Source organism: Staphylococcus chromogenes (assembly GCF_029024625.1).
In the GTDB taxonomy this organism is placed as follows: domain Bacteria; phylum Bacillota; class Bacilli; order Staphylococcales; family Staphylococcaceae; genus Staphylococcus; species Staphylococcus chromogenes.
The window spans coordinates 1,165,027-1,186,119 of the sequence record NZ_CP118953.1; the positions used below are offsets into that span (position 1 = coordinate 1,165,027).

Annotated in this window: 23 protein-coding genes; 21 read left to right on the forward strand and 2 right to left on the reverse strand. The window is 34.1% G+C overall.

The features are described 5' to 3' along the window. Entirely contained in the window at positions 1 to 678 is a 678-nt protein-coding gene (locus PYW36_RS05700; RefSeq protein WP_037574016.1) for a tRNA (adenine(22)-N(1))-methyltransferase, read from the forward strand. Further along, entirely contained in the window at positions 675 to 1,775 is a 1,101-nt protein-coding gene (locus PYW36_RS05705; RefSeq protein ID WP_037574012.1) for a Nif3-like dinuclear metal center hexameric protein, read from the forward strand. The genes PYW36_RS05700 and PYW36_RS05705 overlap by 4 nt, the downstream gene beginning before the upstream one ends. Before the next feature lie 145 nt (positions 1,776 to 1,920). On the opposite strand, the gene PYW36_RS05710 is transcribed toward PYW36_RS05705, so the two are convergent. Further along, the gene (locus PYW36_RS05710; RefSeq protein WP_037574009.1) at positions 1,921 to 2,889 is read right to left on the reverse strand and encodes a 4-hydroxy-3-methylbut-2-enyl diphosphate reductase; all 969 of its coding nucleotides are present in this window, start codon (positions 2,887 to 2,889) and stop codon (positions 1,921 to 1,923) included. A 186-nt stretch (positions 2,890 to 3,075) separates the two neighbouring features. Between PYW36_RS05710 and PYW36_RS05715 the strand changes: the two genes are divergently transcribed. From PYW36_RS05715 to PYW36_RS05735, 5 genes are all read left to right on the forward strand, one after another. Continuing rightward, positions 3,076 to 4,416: a DEAD/DEAH box helicase gene (locus PYW36_RS05715; RefSeq protein WP_037574006.1), complete on the forward strand. Its 1,341-nt coding sequence runs from the start codon at positions 3,076 to 3,078 to the stop codon at positions 4,414 to 4,416. A gap of 13 nt (positions 4,417 to 4,429) precedes the next feature. Next, the gene (locus tag PYW36_RS05720) at positions 4,430 to 5,320 is read left to right on the forward strand and encodes a deoxyribonuclease IV (RefSeq protein WP_103158625.1); all 891 of its coding nucleotides are present in this window, start codon (positions 4,430 to 4,432) and stop codon (positions 5,318 to 5,320) included. Between the two features lie 137 nt (positions 5,321 to 5,457). Next, the gene (locus PYW36_RS05725) at positions 5,458 to 6,228 is read left to right on the forward strand and encodes a metal ABC transporter ATP-binding protein (RefSeq protein WP_037574004.1); all 771 of its coding nucleotides are present in this window, start codon (positions 5,458 to 5,460) and stop codon (positions 6,226 to 6,228) included. Then, the gene (locus tag PYW36_RS05730) at positions 6,225 to 7,076 is read left to right on the forward strand and encodes a metal ABC transporter permease (RefSeq protein ID WP_037574001.1); all 852 of its coding nucleotides are present in this window, start codon (positions 6,225 to 6,227) and stop codon (positions 7,074 to 7,076) included. The genes PYW36_RS05725 and PYW36_RS05730 overlap by 4 nt, the downstream gene beginning before the upstream one ends. Then, on the forward strand, positions 7,077 to 7,487 hold the full coding sequence (locus tag PYW36_RS05735; RefSeq protein ID WP_037573998.1) for a Fur family transcriptional regulator: 411 nt from the start codon (positions 7,077 to 7,079) through the stop codon (positions 7,485 to 7,487). 32 nt (positions 7,488 to 7,519) lie between these two features. On the opposite strand, the gene ispG is transcribed toward PYW36_RS05735, so the two are convergent. Further along, entirely contained in the window at positions 7,520 to 8,620 is a 1,101-nt protein-coding gene (ispG, locus tag PYW36_RS05740; protein WP_037573940.1) for a flavodoxin-dependent (E)-4-hydroxy-3-methylbut-2-enyl-diphosphate synthase, read from the reverse strand. A gap of 328 nt (positions 8,621 to 8,948) precedes the next feature. On the opposite strand from ispG, the gene PYW36_RS05745 reads away from it, so the two are divergent. From PYW36_RS05745 to PYW36_RS05810, 14 genes are all read left to right on the forward strand, one after another. After that, the gene (locus PYW36_RS05745) at positions 8,949 to 9,548 is read left to right on the forward strand and encodes a superoxide dismutase (protein WP_037573937.1); all 600 of its coding nucleotides are present in this window, start codon (positions 8,949 to 8,951) and stop codon (positions 9,546 to 9,548) included. 225 nt (positions 9,549 to 9,773) lie between these two features. Then, a complete protein-coding gene (locus tag PYW36_RS05750; protein ID WP_037573935.1) occupies positions 9,774 to 11,810 on the forward strand; it encodes a peptidoglycan D,D-transpeptidase FtsI family protein in 2,037 nt (678 codons plus the stop codon). Between the two features lie 270 nt (positions 11,811 to 12,080). Continuing rightward, positions 12,081 to 13,052: a PstS family phosphate ABC transporter substrate-binding protein gene (locus PYW36_RS05755; protein ID WP_103158617.1), complete on the forward strand. Its 972-nt coding sequence runs from the start codon at positions 12,081 to 12,083 to the stop codon at positions 13,050 to 13,052. 82 nt (positions 13,053 to 13,134) lie between these two features. Continuing rightward, complete coding sequence (gene pstC, locus PYW36_RS05760; RefSeq protein ID WP_037573930.1) at positions 13,135 to 14,061, forward strand: phosphate ABC transporter permease subunit PstC; 927 nt, start codon at positions 13,135 to 13,137, stop codon at positions 14,059 to 14,061. A gap of 1 nt (position 14,062) precedes the next feature. Further along, positions 14,063 to 14,941: a phosphate ABC transporter permease PstA gene (gene pstA / locus PYW36_RS05765; protein WP_037573927.1), complete on the forward strand. Its 879-nt coding sequence runs from the start codon at positions 14,063 to 14,065 to the stop codon at positions 14,939 to 14,941. A gap of 33 nt (positions 14,942 to 14,974) precedes the next feature. Beyond that, positions 14,975 to 15,847 carry a phosphate ABC transporter ATP-binding protein PstB gene (pstB, locus tag PYW36_RS05770; RefSeq protein WP_037573925.1) on the forward strand — a complete coding sequence of 291 codons (873 nt, stop codon included), beginning with the start codon at positions 14,975 to 14,977 and terminating at the stop codon, positions 15,845 to 15,847. A gap of 4 nt (positions 15,848 to 15,851) precedes the next feature. Further along, positions 15,852 to 16,499 (forward strand): phosphate signaling complex protein PhoU, encoded by a 648-nt coding sequence (gene phoU / locus PYW36_RS05775; RefSeq protein ID WP_037573922.1) that lies wholly within the window; start codon positions 15,852 to 15,854, stop codon positions 16,497 to 16,499. 55 nt (positions 16,500 to 16,554) lie between these two features. Continuing rightward, a complete protein-coding gene (rpmG, locus tag PYW36_RS05780) occupies positions 16,555 to 16,719 on the forward strand; it encodes a 50S ribosomal protein L33 (protein WP_255201399.1) in 165 nt (54 codons plus the stop codon). A gap of 195 nt (positions 16,720 to 16,914) precedes the next feature. After that, positions 16,915 to 17,454, forward strand: a complete 540-nt coding sequence (locus PYW36_RS05785; RefSeq protein ID WP_037573917.1) for a 5-formyltetrahydrofolate cyclo-ligase — start codon at positions 16,915 to 16,917, stop codon at positions 17,452 to 17,454. Between the two features lie 17 nt (positions 17,455 to 17,471). After that, entirely contained in the window at positions 17,472 to 18,911 is a 1,440-nt protein-coding gene (locus PYW36_RS05790; protein ID WP_037573914.1) for a rhomboid family intramembrane serine protease, read from the forward strand. A gap of 1 nt (position 18,912) precedes the next feature. Further along, complete coding sequence (locus PYW36_RS05795) at positions 18,913 to 19,116, forward strand: YqgQ family protein (protein ID WP_037573910.1); 204 nt, start codon at positions 18,913 to 18,915, stop codon at positions 19,114 to 19,116. Next, the gene (locus tag PYW36_RS05800) at positions 19,113 to 20,099 is read left to right on the forward strand and encodes an ROK family glucokinase (RefSeq protein ID WP_037573907.1); all 987 of its coding nucleotides are present in this window, start codon (positions 19,113 to 19,115) and stop codon (positions 20,097 to 20,099) included. The genes PYW36_RS05795 and PYW36_RS05800 overlap by 4 nt, the downstream gene beginning before the upstream one ends. After that, positions 20,100 to 20,411 (forward strand): MTH1187 family thiamine-binding protein, encoded by a 312-nt coding sequence (locus tag PYW36_RS05805; protein WP_037573905.1) that lies wholly within the window; start codon positions 20,100 to 20,102, stop codon positions 20,409 to 20,411. It begins immediately after the preceding gene. 13 nt (positions 20,412 to 20,424) lie between these two features. After that, positions 20,425 to 21,048, forward strand: a complete 624-nt coding sequence (locus PYW36_RS05810; protein ID WP_037573902.1) for an MBL fold metallo-hydrolase — start codon at positions 20,425 to 20,427, stop codon at positions 21,046 to 21,048. The last annotated feature ends 45 nt before the right edge of the window (positions 21,049 to 21,093 follow it).

A 21,093-nucleotide genomic window follows, 5' to 3' on the forward strand; every position in this document is an offset into this window, starting at 1 on the left:
ATGATACCAATCAATCGTCGTTTATTAAAAGTAAGTGAATACATAAAAGGAAAAAAGTTAGCCGATATTGGTTCTGACCATGCATACTTACCCATTTATGCAATTCAAAGTGGTCAAGTTGAGGAAGCTATTGCTGGAGAAGTCATTAAAGGACCTTTTACTGCAACTCAAAAAAGTGTCGCAGAGCATGGTCTGTCTTCAAAAATAAATGTACGACTTGGCGACGGTTTAACGATTTTGAATCATGATGATCACGTGGATACAGTCACTATTTGTGGGATGGGGGGACCATTAATTACACGTATTTTGAAAAATGGTTTTCAACATATTCCAAATTATCCAAGATTAATTCTACAATCAAACATTCAATCTGAACCCATCCGCCGCTTTTTACAAGACCATAACTATAAAATCGTAACAGAAACACTAATTAAAGAACGTGCGCATATATACGAAATTATTGTCGCTGAAAAAGGCACAATGAATTTATCTGAAAAGGATTTTAAATTTGGGCCATTTCTTCATACACTTATTAATGAATTATTTATCGAAAAATGGGAAAGAGAATTAGAAGCATTAGATGAAATCAAACAACATTTAAATCCTGAAAAACATCAAATTCGATTTAATGAAATTACACAACAACAATTGTTGATTAAAGAGGTGTTAAATCAATGAATGTAAAAACGTTATTGTCTCTTCTTGACGAAAAAGTCCCATTCCAGTCTGCTGAAAACTGGGATAATGTTGGACTCTTAATCGGAAATCCTGATAACGAGGTTTCTGGCATAATTACAACATTGGACTGTACTTACGAAGTTGTCCTGGAAGCGATGGATAAAGGGTGCAATACAATTATTGCGCATCATCCATTAATTTTTAAAGGGATGAAGCGAATCGTTGATGATAAAGGCTACGGATCTATTTTATATAAGCTCATCCAAAATAACATCAATTTGATAGCACTCCACACAAATCTTGACGTTCACCCTAAAGGTGTAAATGCAATGTTAGCAGAGCGTATCGGTATTGATGCGCCTAATATATTAGAACAAAATCAAACAACATATTACAAAGTCCAAGTGTTTATTCCCGAAACACATGCCACATCATTTAAAGATGCTATGAGTCGTGCAGGTCTTGCCAAAGAGGGCAATTACGAATATGCCTTTTTTAGTTCAAAAGGAACAGGCCAATTTAAACCTGTGGGCGAAGCAAAACCAACAATTGGTTCATTAGAAGAAGTAGAAAATGTTACAGAAGTAAAAATAGAATTCATGATAGAATCGTTTCAAAAAGAAAAAGCGCGCGCGCTAATTCATGAAGCGCATCCTTATGAAACACCCGTTTATGATTTTATACCGTTAACTAAAAATTTAAATCAAGGGCTTGGTATGATAGGCAAACTTGAAAAATCGTATTCAGTAGAGTCTTTTATTAATCATTTAAAAACAACATTAAATATGCCAAGTATTCGATTCATCGGCGATTCTGAAACAGAAATTAATACGGTAGCTATTATTGGTGGAGCCGGAATCGGATATGAACAACTCGCTTTTGAAAAGGGTGCTGATGTTTTTATTACAGGTGATATTAAGCATCATGAAGCATTAGACGCCAAAATTGCAGGTGTCAATTTAATTGATATTAATCATTATAGCGAACACGTCATGAAAGAAGGATTAGTAGACTTGTTATCCGAATGGTTAAGAGCCGACAAAAGTTTTAAAATCATTCCATCTGAAACACATACAGATCCATTCCTTTATTATTAATTTCATCAAATTTCTTATACGATTCACTATTATATTAACCTTTCCATGTATCTTATTTTGAATCTTACAATATTTACTCTACATTTATAAAAATCAATCTCGTGTAGCGATAAAAAAAACACGCCTTAACAAAAGGGCGTGTTTTTTACTCCATAATTTTAACAGGTTTGGCTTGCTTAATTTTAGGTAAGATTTTTTCAACAGGGACATGCGACTGAACTTGATGTGTTTCTGGATTTCCAGGATCATAATTTTTTAAGAAGTTAATTACTTCTTTTACAATAGGTGTTGGCGTAGAAGCACCCGCAGTGACAGCGACAGTTTCAACTCCATCTAGCCATTCAAGCTGTAATTGTGATAAATCGGCAATTCTATAGGAATTAGTGTGCGCAATATCTTTTGACACTTGTGCCAGTCTATTGGAATTATTACTTTTCGGGTCTCCAACAACGATGAGTAAATCAGCACTGCCAGCTTGATTAGCCACCGCTTCTTGACGAACTTGTGTTGCTTGGCAAATTTCTTTATGTTGCTCAATATGTGGATATTTTTCTTGCAACTCTTCCATTAAATGCATCACATCCCATTGGGACATTGTGGTTTGGTTCGTAACAATCAGTGGATATTGTTCAAGTGATTCAGGCAAGGCTGCCACATCATCTTTTGTTTCAACCAAATGGACAACGTCAGGGGCAACTCCAACAGCGCCCTCCGGTTCAGGATGTCCTTTTTTCCCAATATATATCACATGATAGCCTTCTGATTTCTTTTCTCTGATTAATGCATGTGTATTTTCCACATCTGGGCATGTTGCATCAATACATGTTAATCCTTTTTCTTTTGCGCGACGTTTCACTTCAGGGGAAACACCATGTGCTGTAAAAATAACAGTCCCTTGATCAATTTGATTTAATATTTCTAAGCGGTTTGGACCATCTAATGTGATTATACCGTCTGATTCGAATGCATCTGTCACATGTTTATTATGGACAATCATTCCTAAAATATATATGGGTCTTGGTAAATTCGGATCTAAAGAGGCATTACGTGCAATCACCATTGCATCGACGACACCATAACAATAACCTCTCGGGGTAATTTTTATAATTTCCATAATATAACGGACCCTCCTTCAATGGTATATTATAACAACTTCATGACCTGAAGGAAACTAAACAAGTAGGGGAGTTCAAACAAAATCTAATCAAAATTTCTCAATTTTTCAGTTTTGACAGCACTAGTTTTCAATCACGTGAAATTCCTATATAATATAGAGACGATATATTAAGGAGGGCCATTCATGCCTAAGCATCCATTTGGTCATTTTAATTTTGACCTGAGTTTAATTTCAGCCATTGATGAATTAAACTTTAAACAACCGACAGACGTACAACAACGTGTTATTCCTAAATTATTAAAACGCGTCAATTTAATTGGTCAATCACAAACTGGAACAGGTAAATCTCACTCTTTTTTACTACCTATATTCCAATTATTAGATACTCAAATTACAGAACCTCAAGCAGTTATTCTCGCACCAACTAGAGAATTAGCAACTCAACTTTACCATGCAGCACTGCAACTTGCCTCTCATAAACAAGGTGTGAAGGTGAGTCTTTTCATTGGAGGCACAGACTTCGAAAAAGACAAACAAAAAACGACGCAACAACCTCAAGTTGTTATTGGTACCCCTACACGTATTAACGATTTATCTAAAATAGGGGCTTTACATGTACATCTCGCACAACAACTTGTCATAGACGAAGCGGATTTAATGATTGATTTAGGTTTAATACAAGAAGTTGATCAAATTGCTTCTCGATTAGATTCTGAAGCTAAAATGGCTGTATTTAGTGCAACCATTCCAAAATCATTACATCCTTTCTTAAATAAATATTTAGAGAACCCGGAGTTTGTCGAAGTAAAAGCAGAGCAGAAAAACAAAAAAAACATTACATTTTATTTAATTCCAACGCGAGGTACGAACAAATTAGAAAAGACGATTGAACTTATCGACACAATTAATCCTTATCTAGGTATTATTTTCTGTAATAGCCGTGAAAATGCGAATGATTTAGCAGAGAATTTGAATCAAAAAGGGATTCAAGTCGGTATGATTCATGGGGGCTTATCACCTCGTGAACGTAAACAACAAATGAAACGCATCCGTAATTTAGACTTTCAATATGTTATCGCCAGTGATTTAGCGTCACGTGGTATTGATATTGAAGGGGTGAGTCATGTCATTAACTACGATGTGCCATTAGATATAGATTTCTTTACACACCGCGTTGGCCGTACAGGTAGAGGGAATTATAAGGGTATTGCTATTACCTTATATAAGCCTGATGAAGAATATCTCATTCAACAAATAGAACAAAAAGGGTATCACTTTGAAAATGTTGACATCAAAAACGGTGAATTACGTCCAATTAAAGCGCACAATACGAGAAAATTACGTCAAAAACAAGATGACCACATTACCCAACAAGTAAAGAATAAAATAAAACGAAATAACAAGAAAAAAGTTAAACCTGGCTACAAAAAGAAATTTAAACAAGAAGTTGAAAACTTAAAAAGACAAGAAAAACGTCAGCATAGTAGACGTAAAAAACGTCTTGATCGAAAAAATAAAAAATAAAGGTTGGATTCACATGTTAATAGGCTCACATGTTTCAATGAGTGGTAAAAAAATGTTGTTAGCCTCTGCAGAAGAGGCACATCAATACGGCGCATCTACTTTTATGATTTATACAGGGGCGCCTCAAAATACGCGAAGAAAAGCTATTGAAGATTTAAATATCGAAGCTGGTCACGCTGCTATGAAAGAATATGGACTTTCAAATATTGTCGTTCACGCACCTTATATCATCAACATAGCAAATACAAATAAACCTGAAGTCTTTGAATTAGGTGTTAATTTTTTACAAAATGAAATCGAACGTACAGAAGCAATTGGTGCGAAGGATATCGTTCTTCACCCTGGTAGCCATGTTGGCGCAGGAGCTGATGTAGGCATTAAACGCATTATTGAAGGCCTCAATGAAGTTTTAACAAATAATAATGATGTGCGTATTGCACTTGAAACAATGGCAGGTAAAGGATCTGAAATAGGGCGAACATTTGAAGAAATCGCTCAAATTATCGACGGTGTCACACATAATGAACGACTTTCTATTTGTTTAGATACTTGCCATATTCATGATGCTGGATATGATGTCGTCAACGACTTCGATGGGGTTCTCAATGAATTTGACAAAATCATTGGTGTAGATCGTATTAAAGTTGTTCATGTTAATGACAGTAAAAACCCACGTGAAGCACATAAAGACCGTCATGAAAATATAGGTTTTGGCCATATCGGTTTCGATGCTTTAAACTATGTGGTTCATCATCCTCAATTTGAAAATATACCTAAAATTTTAGAAACTCCTTATGTTGGCGAAGATAAGAAAAATAAAAAGCCACCTTACAAATTTGAAATTGAAGCTTTTAGAAATGAAAAATTCGATCCAGAAATGAAAAACAAAATTGTTTCTTTATAGGACAAGATATCACCGTACAAGCAATGACGCTTGTATGGTGTTTTTTGTTACAAAGATCGCTATTCTATTATTTTTCGTAAACATTACTATTTACATTACTTTCATTAAGAGGTATTATATGATGTTGAGGTGAGAAGATGAATCAACCAATTTTTGAGTTAAAAGATATTGATTTTTATTATGACCATAAAAAGGTACTCGAAAATATCAACATTAAAATTAATAAAGGTGAGTTTTTAGCTATTGTTGGTCCTAATGGGGCAGGGAAATCTACATTATTAAAGTTGATTTTAGGTCTTTTACCCATTCAAAGTGGTGAAATTTATATCGATGGTTTAACTTATCATAAAAAATTAACAACAGACAAAATTAGTTATGTTTCTCAAAAAGCTTCCTCAGTCACTGCTGGATTTCCGGCTACGGTTAAGGAAGTTATTTTAAGTGGATTAACTCGAAAAAAACGTCTATTCAAGTGGTTTAATTCATCTGACAATATTAAAGTAGATCAAGTTTTACAACGATTAAATATTAAGGACTTAAAACATAAAAATGTTTCGGAATTATCTGGAGGACAACAACAACGCGTACTTATTGCAAGGGCACTCGTTTCTGATCCCTCCGTTTTAATACTAGATGAGCCGACAAATGGAATTGATGCAAAGCATGTTGGTGAGTTTTATGAAACATTGGAAAATTTAAAAAGAGAAGGGGTCACGATTATACTCGTCACGCATGATATAGGTGTGGTGGCAGATACGGCAACCGAAGTCGCATGCTTAAATAAACATCTTCATTTTCATGGGAGTATCTATGAATTTAAATCCTTAGATGAAGTACAAATTTCAAAAATTTATGGTCATCCTATAAAGTTCGTTGACCATCAACATGATAGGGTGTGCTGTAAATGATAGATGCAATTTTGAATTTTGAATTTATAAGATATAGTTTTATTAGTGGTCTTCTCATAGGACTGATTGCACCGCTTATAGGAACTTTTATAGTTGTGAGGAGACTCTCACTTATTGCTGACGCATTAAGTCATGTGACGTTAAGTGGGATTTCATTTGGTATGTTTATAGTCAGTGCCTCATCAGCCTTTGCTTTTGTGAATCCGATATGGACAGGTATCCTTTTTGCTATCGTAGGTGCATTACTTATTGAAAAATTAAGAACTTCGTATAGTAATTATCAAGAAATTGCAATACCTATTTTGATGAGTTCTGGTATAGGATTAAGTGCCATTTTTATCTCTTTAGCAGATGGCTTTAACCAAGAATTAGTAGGGTTACTATTTGGTTCAATCAGCGCAGTTTCATTTAGTGATTTAGTGACTATTACGATTATTTCCATACTTGTCCTTGCTTTTATTTTACTGTTTTACAAAGAATTATTTATACTTTCGTTTGATGCTGAATACAGTAAAGTGATAGGCATTCCAAAATGGATTTCATTTTTATTTATTATCATTGTTGCACTAGTGATTTCTGCATCTATGAGGGTTATTGGGGTTTTACTAGTGAGTGCATTAATTACACTCCCTGTAGCCATTGCAATGCGTTGGTCAAAAGGCTTTAAACAATTTATTATTATGAGTATTGTCATTGGTGAATTTTCTGTTATTGCAGGACTTATTACAGCATTTTATTTAGATATATCTCCAGGCGGAGTTATTGTCGTGATATTAATTCTTTTATTGGGATTAACATTTCTTTTGCAAAAAGTAACTAAAGGGGCAGTTAAAAGGAGTGAATATTAATTGAAGACACAAGAAGCGATTCATATTCTTAAAGAACAAGGACATAAATATACGGACAAACGTAAAGACATGATTAACATTTTTATTCAGGAAGATAAATATATTAATGCTAAACATGTTCAACAATTGATGAATGAAAATTATCCAGGTATTTCATTCGATACGATATATAGAAATCTCCACTTATTCAAAACACTCGGTATTATTGAGAGTACAGAATTGGACGGTGAAATGAAGTTTCGAATCGCTTGTACATCACATCATCATCACCATTTTATTTGTACTTCCTGTGGAGATACTAAAGTTATCGATTATTGTCCAATGACTGAAGTTAAAAAAGCATTGCCTGATGTAGAGATTGAAATGCATAAACTTGAAGTATACGGCGTTTGTGAAAAGTGTAAAGCATAATAAAAAAGCTACCCTTTATGGTAGCTTTTTTATTATGACGTTGCTTCTTCTTTATTTTTTTCCCACTCAGCTGCAAGTTTATCTATTTCCATTTTTAGTTCATCAACCATGGATTCTTCAGGAACTTTACGGACTGTTTTTCCTTTCATAAATAGCAAACCTTCACCACGTGCACCTGCAATACCAATATCAGCTTCACGTGCTTCACCAGGTCCATTTACTGCACAACCTAATACCGCAACTTTTAACGGTACTTTTAATTTTTCAATATAATCCTCTACCTCATTTGCAATAGAAATCAGGTCAATTTCAATACGTCCACATGTTGGACAAGCAATTAACGTTGCAGCATTACTTGCTAAACCGAACGATTTTAAAAGAGCTTTCGCCACTTTTACTTCTTCTACTGGATCAGCAGATAATGAGATACGGCAAGTATTTCCTATACCTAATGCAAGAATTGCACCTAAACCTGCTGATGATTTAACAGTTCCATTGAATAAAGTACCACTTTCTGTGATTCCTAGATGTAATGGATAGTCAAACGCTTTAGCCGCTTTTGTGTATGCCTCAATGGCTAAATTGACATCACTTGCTTTCATAGAAACGATAATATCGTGAAAATCTAAGTCCTCAAGTATTTTAATATGATGTAATGCACTTTCCACCATGCCGTCAGCAGTAGGGTAGCCATACTTTTTCAAAATATGTTTTTCTAATGATCCCGCATTCACACCAATACGAATAGGGATACCTTTAGCTTTACATGCTTCTACTACAGCTTCTACTTTTTCACGACGACCTATGTTACCTGGATTAATACGAATTTTATCAGCACCATTTTCAATTGCAATGAGTGCAAGTTTATAGTTAAAGTGTATATCAACAACTAACGGAATATTTATCTGTGCTTTTATATCTTTAATTGCATGTGCGTCTTCTTCGTTAGGACATGCCACACGTACAATTTGGCAACCCGCTTCCTCTAAACGTTTAATTTCAGCCACTGTTGCCTCAACATCATGTGTTTTCGTTGTCGTCATACTTTGGATTACAACTTCATCAGATCCACCGATAGTTAAGTTGCCCACTTTTACAGGTCGTGTATTTTTACGATGTGTAATTTCAGACATGAATAGAAACTCCTTTAAATTCTAAATTTAATTGAAAACGCACGTTCCATCATGTGTTTCAATGTTAAATCTATTATACAATACCAAGTTACGGTTATTCAAAACAATCACACTACATTTAAAACAATTATTGAGAAAAGCTTCCTATATCTTATAAAAATGGCACATTGCTTTATTTATCGATAAAAAATTTTATGTTTAAGCATAACAGAAAAGGCAATAAAATAAATTAGATACAACTTTAAGAAGTTATTAAGCATATTCATTGTAGTTAAGCGAGCGAAGTTGCTACAATAATGTTGAACATATTTTAGGAGGATGATTATTTATGGCTTTTGAATTACCAAAATTACCTTATGCATATGATGCATTAGAACCTCATATTGATAAAGAAACGATGGAAATCCATCATAGTAAACACCATAACACATACGTGACTAAGTTAAACGATGCAGTTAAAGGTACTGATTTAGAGAACAAATCAATCGAAGAAATTATTGCTAACTTAAATAGCGTACCAGAAGATAAACAAACTCCTGTACGTAATAATGGTGGCGGTCACTTAAACCACTCTTTATTCTGGCAATTACTTTCACCACAATCAGAAGAAAAAGGTGAAGTCGTAGATAAAATTAAAGAGCAATGGGGCTCTTTAGATGATTTCAAAAAAGAATTTGCAGACAAAGCAGCAGCTCGTTTTGGTTCTGGTTGGGCATGGCTCGTTGTAAATAATGGTCAATTAGAAATCGTTACTACACCAAACCAAGACAACCCAATTTCTGAAGGTAAAACTCCTATCTTAGGATTAGACGTTTGGGAACATGCTTATTATCTTAAATATCAAAACAAACGTCCAGACTACATTAGCGCTTTCTGGAATGTAGTCAATTGGGAAAAAGTTGACGAATTATATAACGCAGCAAAATAATAAACTTACTGTTGTTTTAGGCTAAAGACACTATGTCTTTAGCCTTTTTTGCGTCATGAATAAATAATACTATAAGAGATAACGATTTTATTTTAAATACTTTGACTTAGAGAGAGGTCAATATTGTTTAGCGATTTTCTACGAACAAATGACATAAAACATTAGCAATCAAAGCCATTTTCATATATCATTTTTAATAGAATGATGGAATAGAGGTCGGTTGAGTTGCTTAAACGATTAAAAGAAAAAACAAACGATGAAAAAATGCGGCAGACGATGAATCTTCGTATTAACTTCATCTTTATTGTCATTGTACTAGCTTTTGTATTAATAGTCTTAAGATTAGGTTATTTGCAAATCGCGCAGGGTGCTCATTTTAATCAAATGATTCGAGAAAGTGACAATGTCACAGTCAATGAATCAGCACCAAGAGGAAGAATTTTAGATAGAAATGGAAATGTTATTGTAGATAATGCTTCAAAAAAAGCGATTACATACACACGTGGTAAAAATACAAGTCAAAAAGAAATTTTAACTACCGCAAAAAAACTTTCAAATATTATAACGATGGACACAGATTCAATTACAACTCGTGATAAAAAAGACTTTTGGATTCAAAAATACCCTGAAAAAGTGAAACAACTTATGAAAAAGGAACAGGCTTTAGTCGAAAATGGAGATATCTCACAAGAACAATTTGATCAATCCTTACGAGACAAAATCAGTGATAAAGATATCAATCAACTCACTAAAAAAGATTTACAAGTATTAGCAATTTACCGCGAAATGTCTCAAGGTACTACTTTAAGTCCAAGGACAATTAAAAAAGAGGGCGTCACAGATGAAGAATATGCGGCTGTTTCTCAACAACTTTCAGATATGCCGGGTATCAATACGAGCATGGACTGGGATCGAAAATACCCTTATGGTAGTACATTGAAGGGCGTTTTAGGTCAAGTTTCTACATCTGAAGAAGGGCTTCCAAAAGAGTTAACTGATGATTATTTATCTAAAGGTTATTCCCGTAATGACCGTGTTGGAAAATCTTATCTCGAACAACAATATGAGAGTGTACTACGTGGTGAAAAGAAAGAAATTCAATATACCACTGATAAATCTGGTGAAATCATAGATTCAAAAGTTATCAATGAAGGTTCTCGCGGTGATGATCTTGTACTTACAATTGATATTGAATTGCAACAAAAAGCAGAATCTTATTTAGAAAAACAAATTGCAAAATTGCGTTCAGAAGGTGCGAAAGATATGGACAGCGCAATGATGGTTGTTCAAGATCCTAAATCTGGTGATATTCTTGCAATGGTAGGTAAAAAAATTAATAAAAATGGTAACTTAACAGATTTCGATATTGGTAATTTCACTACACAATATGCAGTTGGATCTTCAGTCAAAGGCGGAACGCTCTTAGCGGGTTATCAAAATAAAGCCATTCAAGTTGGCCAAGAAATGATAGATGAACCCTTGCATTTCCAAGATGGAGGTACAAAACGTTCATATTTTAATAAGGATGGTCAAGTTCGTATTAATGATAGTGAGGCCTTGATGCATTCATCCAACGTTTATATGTTTAAAACTGCACTCAAAATGGCGGGTTTAGATTATTCTAATAATATGCCTTTGCCGAGTGATGTAAGTGTGCCTGGCCAAAAATTACGTAAAGGACTGAACCAAGTCGGTTTAGGCGTAAAAACAGGTATTGATTTACCAAATGAAGTCACTGGACAAATCGAACCTTTAAAAGATAATCCTGGTAATTATTTAGACCTAGCAATTGGTCAATATGACACGTACTCACCCTTACAACTTGCACAATATGTCTCAACAATTGCAAATGACGGGGTAAGAATTCAACCTCATATCGCTAAAGAAATTCGACAAGCGACACGTGATGATCAACTCGGACCGGTTAAGAAAAGTATTCAGGGACGCGTGCTCAATCATGTGAATAATACACCAGAAGAAATCAAGGAAGTTCAAAAAGGATTTGATATGGCCTTTAATAAAGAAAAAGGCACAGGATATGCAAGTTTTAGTAATACTAAAGTTCGCTCTGCAGGTAAAACTGGAACGGCAGAAGTTTTCCAAGATGGTGAACCGAGAGTTAATTCCACGTATGTAGGTTATGCGCCAGCTGACGATCCGAAGTTATCATTTTCAATCGTCTATACAAATCAACCTGTACCTGAACCTTGGCTAAATGGCGGGGATTTAGGTAGAGATGTGATTAATTACTTCTTTAGTTAAAGCATTACCATTGGTTGAAACCTAATTTCAATGGAACAATATGAACAATTATATTCAAATAATCGCTATTTTATAAAAATGGCACATTAACTAAGAGAGTGGCAGAAATTATCATATTTCCGCCGCTCTTTTTATATTTTCTGTGTACTTCTCCACAATTTCTTAATATTAACACAAAATTTACAATCACTTTATCGATAGTTAACAATTAGTTTGTATGCTAAGTATGTAATCAAAAGTAGTGATTTCAATTACTAGGAGGATGTTTCAATGAAGAAATGGCAAGTACTTGGTACTACAGTTGTTAGTGCATCATTATTATTAGGTGCATGTGGTGGCGCTAGTCAACAAAATAGTGATAACGGTGGCGACAAAAAAAGTGAAAACTCAAATGTAGAAGGAACTGTAAAAGGGAATGGTTCTTCAACCGTTGCACCAATAATTGAAAAATTAAATGAGGAATTTTCTAAAAATCATAGTAAAGCAACAGTAGAAAACGTAACTTCTGGTACAGGGGACGGGTTCAAACAATTTATTGCAGGTAAAACAGATTTCTCAAATGCCTCTCGTCCAATCAAAGATGAAGAAAAACAACAACTTGAAAGTAAAAACATTAAATATACTGAATTTGAAATCGCTAAAGATGGATTAACAATTGCCGTTAATAAAGACAATGACTTTGTCAAAGAACTTACACTTGATGATTTAAAGAAAATCTACTCTGGTCAAGCTAAAAATTGGTCTGATATCAATCCTAAATATCCTAAAAAACCAATTAAAGCTTTCTCACCTGACCAATCACACGGAACTTATGATTTCTTTAGTGAAGAAGTTATGAACAAACAAGACATCAAAGCTGAGAAAAACCAAAATACTGATGTTATTGTAAAATCAGTTCAAGATAACAAAGAAGGTATTGGATTCTTTGCTTACAACTTCTACAAAGAAAACCAAAATAACTTAAAAGCAGTTAAGATTAAAGGTGAAGATGGCAAAGCTATCGAGCCTGATCACAAAACAATTCAAGATGGTTCATACGCTTTAAGTCGTCCATTATTCATCTATGCAAACAACCAAAAACTTAAAGATAACAAAGCTTTCGCTGAATTTATGAAATTTACTTTAGAAGATAAAGGTAAAGCAGCAGAAGCTAAAGGTGTTGATTATGTCGCACTTCCTGAAAAAGATTATAAAGATCAACTTTCAAAATTAGAAAAATTAACTGGTAAAAGTGAGAAGTAATTAGGCAACAATTGAGTATTAAAGGGAATCAAAAGGGACTTGAATTTCTAAGTCCCTTTTTTAAGTAAAGGAGCAAACATGTATGAAATCACAGCATAACGTTCGTGAAATGATCCATAACAAAAGTAAAGTGGGATCGTCAAAAAGTGATAAAATTATGCCGATTATTTTAGCGACTATTGCCGCTATTTCCATTTTGACAACTATTGGTATTGTCATTACCTTGTTAACTGAAACTATTACGTTTTTCACAAGAGTGCCCATGTCAAAGTTCTTTTTAGAAACAGACTGGAATCCATTTAGTGCAAATCCAAAATATGGAATTTGGGCTTTAATTTTAGGTACTTTAAAAATTACACTTATCGCTACAATATTTGCAGTACCTGTTGGGTTAGGTGCAGCCATCTACTTAAGTGAATATGCATCTAAACGTACAAAAAAAATCATTAAACCGATATTAGAGGTATTAGCTGGTATCCCAACTATTGTTTATGGTTTCTTTGCCTTAACATTAGTTACACCTATTTTAAGAGCTATTTTTCCAAGTATTTCTAGTTTTAACGCTATTAGTCCTGGATTAGTCGTTGGCGTCATGATTATTCCAATGATTGCTAGTATGAGTGAAGATGCCATGTCTTCCGTTCCAAATAAAATACGTGAAGGAGCTTTAGGTTTAGGTTCAACCAAACTTGAAATGATTACAAAAGTAATTATACCAGCAGCTACTTCAGGTATTATGGCTTCTATTGTACTCGCAATTTCACGTGCGATAGGTGAGACAATGATTGTATCTTTAGCTGCAGGTTCTAGCCCGACGTTTGATTTAAATTTAACGCATTCTATTCAAACAATGACAGCTTATATCGTACAAGTTTCTCAAGGTGATGCGACAAACGGATCTGACCTTTATTACAGTATTTATGCGGTTGGATTCACATTATTCATTTTCACCTTAATTATGAACTTTATTTCACAATGGATTACGAAGCGTTTCAGAGAGGAGTATTAAAATGAGTTTAATAGATCAATCTGCTGTAGAGAAAAAGCTCTCTGGTCGTATGTCGAAAAACAAAATTTTCAAAGCTTTATTCTTCGCATGTACATTAATTGGATTAATCATTTTAGCGATTCTCATTATAGATATTTTAAGAAAAGGGCTTCCTGTAATGTCAGCTGACTTTTTCACAAATTTCTCTAGTTCATCAGCAAGTACAGCAGGTGTTAAAGGGGCATTAATTGGTACACTGTGGCTAATGATGACGTTGATTCCTATAGCCTTAGTCCTTGGTGTCGGTAGTGCGATTTACTTAGAAGAGTATGCTAAGGATAACGCTTTTACTAAATTCGTAAAAATAAACATTTCGAATTTAGCTTCTGTTCCTTCGATAGTATATGGTTTACTAGGCGCTACAATATTTGTGGCCTTACTAAAATTAGGAAACTCTGTTATTGCAGCTGCACTAACGCTTGCCTTATTAATTCTGCCGGTCATTATCGTAGCTAGCCAAGAGGCCATCCGTGCTGTTCCAAATTCCGTTAAAGAAGCTTCTTACGGTCTAGGCGCTAACAAGTGGCAAACCATCAAAAATGTTGTTTTACCGGCGGCGATACCTGGTATAGTAACAGGTGTTATTTTAGCAATTTCACGTGCAATTGGTGAAACTGCACCGCTTGTTGCTATTGGTATTCCAACGATATTATTACGTACGCCAAACAGTATCTTAGATTCATTTCAAACTTTACCATTACAAATTTATGATTGGGCACGTAAACCTGGATTAGATTTCCAAGCCTTGTCATCAGCAGCGATTATAGTATTGCTTATTATTTTGTTGATTTTGAATACTATAGCTGTAATCATTAGAAATAAATTTTCAAAGAAATATTAATCTATAACGTATAGATTGAAAAGAGGGTTTTCTATGAATAACATAAAAGAACTTGAAAAACATACAGAAAAAGTAAACGATAGTCATGAGAAACAACCGTTTATTGCAAAAGATCAAACCGAAAAACATGAGACATTAAGTGATCGTGAAAGACGTGTCGTATATTCTACACAAAATTTAGACTTATGGTACGGCGAACAACATTCTCTTAAAAATGTTAACCTTGATATTTTAGAAAAAAATGTCACTGCAATCATTGGGCCATCGGGTTCTGGGAAGTCCACATATGTAAAAGCTTTAAATCGTATGGTGGAACTTGTGCCAACAGTAAAAACTTCAGGAAAAATCTTATATCGCGATCAAAATATTTTTGATAAAAGTTATCCTGTAGAAAAATTACGTACAAATGTCGGTATGGTTTTCCAACAACCGAATCCATTTCCTAAATCCATTTACGATAATATTACTTATGGTCCACGCATTCACGGAATTAAAGATAAAAAAATATTAGATGAAATTGTTGAAAAATCTTTGCGCGGAGCTGCGATTTGGGATGAATTAAAAGACCGTTTAGACCAAAACGCCTATGGTTTATCAGGCGGTCAACAACAACGCGTATGTATCGCACGTTGTTTAGCAATTGAACCAGATGTTATTTTGATGGATGAACCTACTTCAGCGCTTGACCCTATTTCTACATTACGTGTAGAGGAATTAGTACAAGACCTTAAAAAGGATTATTCTATCATTATTGTGACGCACAACATGCAACAAGCTGCGCGTGTTTCAGATAAAACTGCATTTTTCTTAAATGGCTATGTAAATGAATACGATGATACTGATAAAATCTTTTCAAACCCTTCAGATAAACAAACTGAAGATTATATTTCAGGAAGATTTGGATAAGCCTATGGTCATTAGAAAACGCTATGAAGGACAGTTAAACGAGTTATTTAAAGATATTCGCACACTGGGTCTTCGCACTTATTCAATGATAGATCAATCTATTCGTGTTCTAACAGATAGCCAAGTCACACATGCAAGAAAAATCATAAAAAATGATACTGAAATTAATAAACTTGAATATGATGTTAATGAAAAAGTAGTCATGTTGATTACGAAACAACAGCCAATGGCGAAAGATTTACGTTTAATGATGTCAGCGTTAAAAATTGCTTCAGAGTTTGAAAGAATGGGTGACAACGCCGCAAATATTGCCAAAATCCGTACACGTGTTAAATTTTCAGACAAGTATCTCGTTATGAGATTAGAAGCCATGGGCCGACTAGCCTTATTGATGCTTAAAGATTTGAATGATGCGGCAAAAGATGATGATTTAGATTTAGTGAAAGAAATTATCGAACGAGATAAGGATATCGATGATTTGTACAAACAAATTGTCAACTCATCATACTTAATCGATAACGATCCCTTTGTGGCAGGACAAGCACATTTAGTCGCTAGATATTTAGAACGTATTGGTGACCATATTGTTAACATCGCCGAACATATTTATTATTTTATTACTGGTGAACGTTACGAATCATATGACAATTAACTCTTCCCATTTAAGTTCGAAGATGGTATGATAATAAAGTCGTATTTTAAGAAAGATGAGGAGGGTTTATATGCGTGTCAACGTAACTCTTGCTTGTACAGAATGTGGAGATCGTAACTACATTTCAACTAAAAACAAACGAACAAATCCAGAACGTATTGAAATGAAAAAATTCTGTGCTCGCGAAAACAAACATACATTACATCGTGAAACTAAATAATTTATTCTTGGGCTAGAACACCTTGTGTTCTAGCTATTTTTTTAAGTGTTTTGTACTATATTTGAAGGCTACAAAATACTGTTGTTTTAAAAATGTCTCGTGACTTCATCCTCCTCATATTTTTTAACTGTCTTTTCATGACATTGTAAATAGGGCACGCTATAATATACATATATACTAGAGGAGGGACAAAATATGAGTAAAAAAGAAATGCGAAAATCAACGCTTGCTTTGATGCGAGGACTTAATAAAAACGTTAAATCAAAAGCAGATTCCTTTTTGTTTCAGCAACTCATTGAACATGACAAATTTAAAAATGCTCAAAATATTGGGGTTGTTTTATCTATGCCTCATGAGGTTGAAACAGATTCGATAATTAAATACGCCCTTGAGCAAAATAAATCAGTTTTTGTACCTTCTACGAATTATGATGCGCATATTATGCAGTTTCAACAACTTGAAAAACTTGACCAAGTGGAACTAGATGAAAAATCTATTCGATACGTTAATGCAGATACATTAATTCATAATGAATTAGATTTAGTCATTGTACCTGGAGTTGTATTCAATCATGCTGGTTATCGTATTGGTTACGGTGGCGGTTATTTCGATCAGTTTCTTTCTAAATATCAGCCTTCAACGATAAGTTTAATATATGATATCCAATTATCCGATCAATTACCTGTAGAACCCCATGACTATCCGGTACAAGAATTAATCATTGCAAAAACATAGCACAACGGAGGCCGTATATGTTAGAAGAAAAATATCAGTGGAAAGCTGCCTATCTATGGATAAAATATTTACATTATCAATGTGTTCATTATGATAAAGAGAAAAACGAAGTGTGGTTAGCACATCACAAAAGAGGTCACATTGTCATTTTTAAATATGATGATTTTACGACTCAAGAATTAAAGTTTACTTATGAAAGACTAAAAGAACATCAGCATGACATCGATCATTTTTTAACGTTTAAAGTCCGAAAATATGATGTCTATTTACTAAATGAAAAGGAAATGGATATCAGCGCTTTTCACACGCACCATCCTGTAAAAATACAATTTCATCAAATAAAATCCAAAAAGGAATTGTTACAACTTAATAAACATCCTTTGTTAAATAGAGAATTGCGTTCTAAGGATACAAAACCACTCACATATTTTAAACAGCGCACACTGAATCAAAATCCAATTGAACATGCCATGTACCGGTTCGCACCTATGACTTATAGTTTAATTGCGATAAATGTCCTTATTTGGCTATGTATATTATTATTTGTCCCACATAAAACTGATTTAGAAATCATCAGTTTAGGTGCGCTTTCACATTTTAATTTTGTACATGGCGAAATTTATAGATTAATTACTTCTCTATTTTTACATTTGAATTTTGAGCATTTACTGTTTAACATGCTTTCGCTTTTTATTTTTGGTAAACTTGTTGAATCCTTTATTGGCCACTGGCGAACACTCGTCGTTTATCTTTTTGCCGGCGTAATGGGAAACCTCTTTTCACTTGCGTTTATCAATTCAAGTTTCTCTTTAGGGGCGAGTGGCGCAATATTTGGTCTATTAGGCGCACTAATCGCTATGATGCTCATAAGTCAAAAATTCACACAAAAAATGATGTTACAGATAATAGTTGCTGCGATTATAATGGCGGTTATTACGCTATTTATGCGCAACGTAAATATTATTGCTCATCTTACTGGTCTCTTTGCCGGAGGTTTCATCGTTTACATAGGATATTACTACAAAACATATAAAAAGGGGTTTAAAATTCTTTTAATCATCTTAGGTATCCTAGTTGTTGGCCTGTTAATTCGTATTTTTTTAATCGATGATATTAACATTTATAATAAAATAGTACAGAACGAAATGAATAATGGTGAATTATCAGAAGCGAAACATATGATTCGTGAAACAATGGATAAAGGCTATGCTGACGATGAAACTTATTACCTTTCAGGATTAGTTATAGCGGCTAAAGATTCAAAAGCAGAAGCGATGGCTGAATGGGAAAGAGGATTACGAATATTCCCAAAATCTGTCCCTCTGAATTACCAAATGGCCATAGCTAACCGTTCACTCGGCGATAATAAAAGTGCCAAAAAATTTGTCAAACAAGCTTTAAATAGTAATCCTCAAAATAAAAACGCTATCAATTTAAAAAAAGAACTGGATGATTAACATGCAGACCAATCTCAAAACATTTTATGATGTTTTACAATTATTAAAACAATTCGGCTTCATTATTTACTTTGACAATGAAGATGATATGCTAGAAATGATAGAGCAAGAGATCAGAACGCTTTATAAACATGAACTAATCAATAACGAAACGTTCATACAATCAAAATTGTTAATTAATCAAAGAAGGATGAAACGCGGATGAAAAAAGATTTAATTTTAGCTGCCGATGTTGGTGGCACAACTTGTAAACTTGGTATCTTTAATGATCAACTCGAACGTATAGCAAAATGGTCAATAGAGACAGATATATCAGATCCGAGCGGACGAGTTCTTCTTGAACAAATTTATACGGCTTTCGTAAAAAAATGTAAAGACATGCACTTGGATATGAGCCGAGTGATTGGTTTAGGGATTGGTATCCCGGGCCCAGTTGAATTTGAAACAGGAATTATCCATGGTGCAGTAAATTTAAATTGGCCAAGTAAAGTCAATGTTAAGGCAATACTTTCTGAATTTGTAGGTTTTCCCGTCTATGTCGATAATGATGCAAATGTTGCAGCGCTAGGTGAAAAACACAATGGGGCAGGTAATCAAGCCGATGATGTGGTTGCCATAACTTTGGGTACAGGTTTAGGTGGGGGCATCATCTCAAATGGAGAAATTGTCCACGGTCACAATGGTTCTGGTGCTGAACTAGGACACATACGTGTCGACCATGATCAACGTTTTCAGTGTAATTGTGGCAAATCTGGCTGTATTGAAACTGTCGCCTCTGCAACAGGTGTCGTTAATTTAGTTAACTTTTATTATCCTAAATTAACTTTTAAATCCTCTATATTACCTTTAATTAAAGAAAATAGAGTCACAGCTAAAGCTGTATTCGATGCAGCTAAGGCCGGTGATCAGTTCTGTATATTTATTACTGAACGTGTCGCCCAGCATATTGCTTATTTAGCAAGTATTATAAGTGTGACAACAAACCCAAGGTATATTATTTTAGGTGGGGGCATGTCAGAAGCGGGTGACATTTTAATTGAAAATATCAAAACAGAATATCGACACCTTACTTTCACACCCGCCCAAGAAAATACAGAAATCGTAAGAGCGAAACTTGGAAACGATGCCGGTATTACAGGAGCTGCCGGATTAATTAAAACTTATGTTATTGAAAAGGAGCGTATTTAATTGGCTATTGTTGATGTTGTAGTAATACCTGTAGGTACAAATGGACCTAGTGTAAGTAAATACATTGCGGAAATTCAAGTTGAACTTGAAAAATTCAAACAACAGGGAAAAATCGATTATCAACTTACACCGATGAACACCTTAATAGAAGGGGATTTAGAAGATTTACTAGAGGTTGTTAAAACGATACACGAACTTCCATTTAATAAAGGATTAGATCGTGTATGTACAAATATTCGTATTGATGATCGAAGAGACAAAAAGCGGAAAATGAATGACAAATTAAAATCTGTTCAAAAACATTTATCATAAAGGGGAATGTAAGATGGAGATCTCATATTTACCATTAGGTTTTGTGAGTACTAATACTTATTTTGTTACGAATGATTCGTCACTTCTTTTAATTGACCCAGCAGGCGAATCTCATAAAATCATTAATAAAATTAAAGAACTAAATAAGCCCTTAGTTGCTATTTTACTTACTCATGCACATTTTGATCATATTGCCGCATTAGATGATATATTAGCGGAATATGATGTTCCAGTCTATATGCACGAAAATGAAATTGATTTTCTTCAAAACCCTGAAAAAAATGGGTCAGCAAAATTCAAAGAAATGGGACTTCCAATTATTACAAGTAAAGCATCACCAAAAACAATATCTGAAGGCAAAATAGCTTTACATGGTTTTGATATAGATGTTTTATTTACACCTGGTCATTCACCTGGTAGTCTCTCGTATGTCTTTAAGGATTTTGCTGTTGTAGGGGATACATTATTTAATAATGGTATTGGACGTACAGATTTATATCAAGGTGACTATGAAACTTTAGTCGACTCTATTAAAGAAAAACTTTTCGAACTAGACGAAACAATGCCTATTTATCCAGGCCATGGTGCAAGCACGACAATTGAAAATGAATATTTTAATCCATATTTAAATGGTTAAAAAGAAATTCCCACACCTCTTACGTGTATATCAATGTAAGGGGTG

Bases quoted from the DNA above. Each gene is read 5' to 3' on its own strand.
- PYW36_RS05700 (WP_037574016.1), top strand. From the start codon at position 1: ATGATACCAATCAATCGTCGTTTATTAAAAGTAAGTGAATACATAAAA.
- PYW36_RS05705 (WP_037574012.1), top strand. From the start codon at position 675: ATGAATGTAAAAACGTTATTGTCTCTTCTTGACGAAAAAGTCCCATTC.
- PYW36_RS05710 (WP_037574009.1), bottom strand. From the start codon at position 2,889: ATGGAAATTATAAAAATTACCCCGAGAGGTTATTGTTATGGTGTCGTC.
- PYW36_RS05715 (WP_037574006.1), top strand. From the start codon at position 3,076: ATGCCTAAGCATCCATTTGGTCATTTTAATTTTGACCTGAGTTTAATT.
- PYW36_RS05720 (WP_103158625.1), top strand. From the start codon at position 4,430: ATGTTAATAGGCTCACATGTTTCAATGAGTGGTAAAAAAATGTTGTTA.
- PYW36_RS05725 (WP_037574004.1), top strand. From the start codon at position 5,458: ATGAATCAACCAATTTTTGAGTTAAAAGATATTGATTTTTATTATGAC.
- PYW36_RS05730 (WP_037574001.1), top strand. From the start codon at position 6,225: ATGATAGATGCAATTTTGAATTTTGAATTTATAAGATATAGTTTTATT.
- ispG (WP_037573940.1), bottom strand. From the start codon at position 8,620: ATGTCTGAAATTACACATCGTAAAAATACACGACCTGTAAAAGTGGGC.
- PYW36_RS05745 (WP_037573937.1), top strand. From the start codon at position 8,949: ATGGCTTTTGAATTACCAAAATTACCTTATGCATATGATGCATTAGAA.
- PYW36_RS05755 (WP_103158617.1), top strand. From the start codon at position 12,081: ATGAAGAAATGGCAAGTACTTGGTACTACAGTTGTTAGTGCATCATTA.
- pstC (WP_037573930.1), top strand. From the start codon at position 13,135: ATGAAATCACAGCATAACGTTCGTGAAATGATCCATAACAAAAGTAAA.
- pstA (WP_037573927.1), top strand. From the start codon at position 14,063: ATGAGTTTAATAGATCAATCTGCTGTAGAGAAAAAGCTCTCTGGTCGT.
- pstB (WP_037573925.1), top strand. From the start codon at position 14,975: ATGAATAACATAAAAGAACTTGAAAAACATACAGAAAAAGTAAACGAT.
- phoU (WP_037573922.1), top strand. From the start codon at position 15,852: ATGGTCATTAGAAAACGCTATGAAGGACAGTTAAACGAGTTATTTAAA.
- rpmG (WP_255201399.1), top strand. From the start codon at position 16,555: ATGAGGAGGGTTTATATGCGTGTCAACGTAACTCTTGCTTGTACAGAA.
- PYW36_RS05785 (WP_037573917.1), top strand. From the start codon at position 16,915: ATGAGTAAAAAAGAAATGCGAAAATCAACGCTTGCTTTGATGCGAGGA.
- PYW36_RS05790 (WP_037573914.1), top strand. From the start codon at position 17,472: ATGTTAGAAGAAAAATATCAGTGGAAAGCTGCCTATCTATGGATAAAA.
- PYW36_RS05795 (WP_037573910.1), top strand. From the start codon at position 18,913: ATGCAGACCAATCTCAAAACATTTTATGATGTTTTACAATTATTAAAA.
- PYW36_RS05800 (WP_037573907.1), top strand. From the start codon at position 19,113: ATGAAAAAAGATTTAATTTTAGCTGCCGATGTTGGTGGCACAACTTGT.
- PYW36_RS05810 (WP_037573902.1), top strand. From the start codon at position 20,425: ATGGAGATCTCATATTTACCATTAGGTTTTGTGAGTACTAATACTTAT.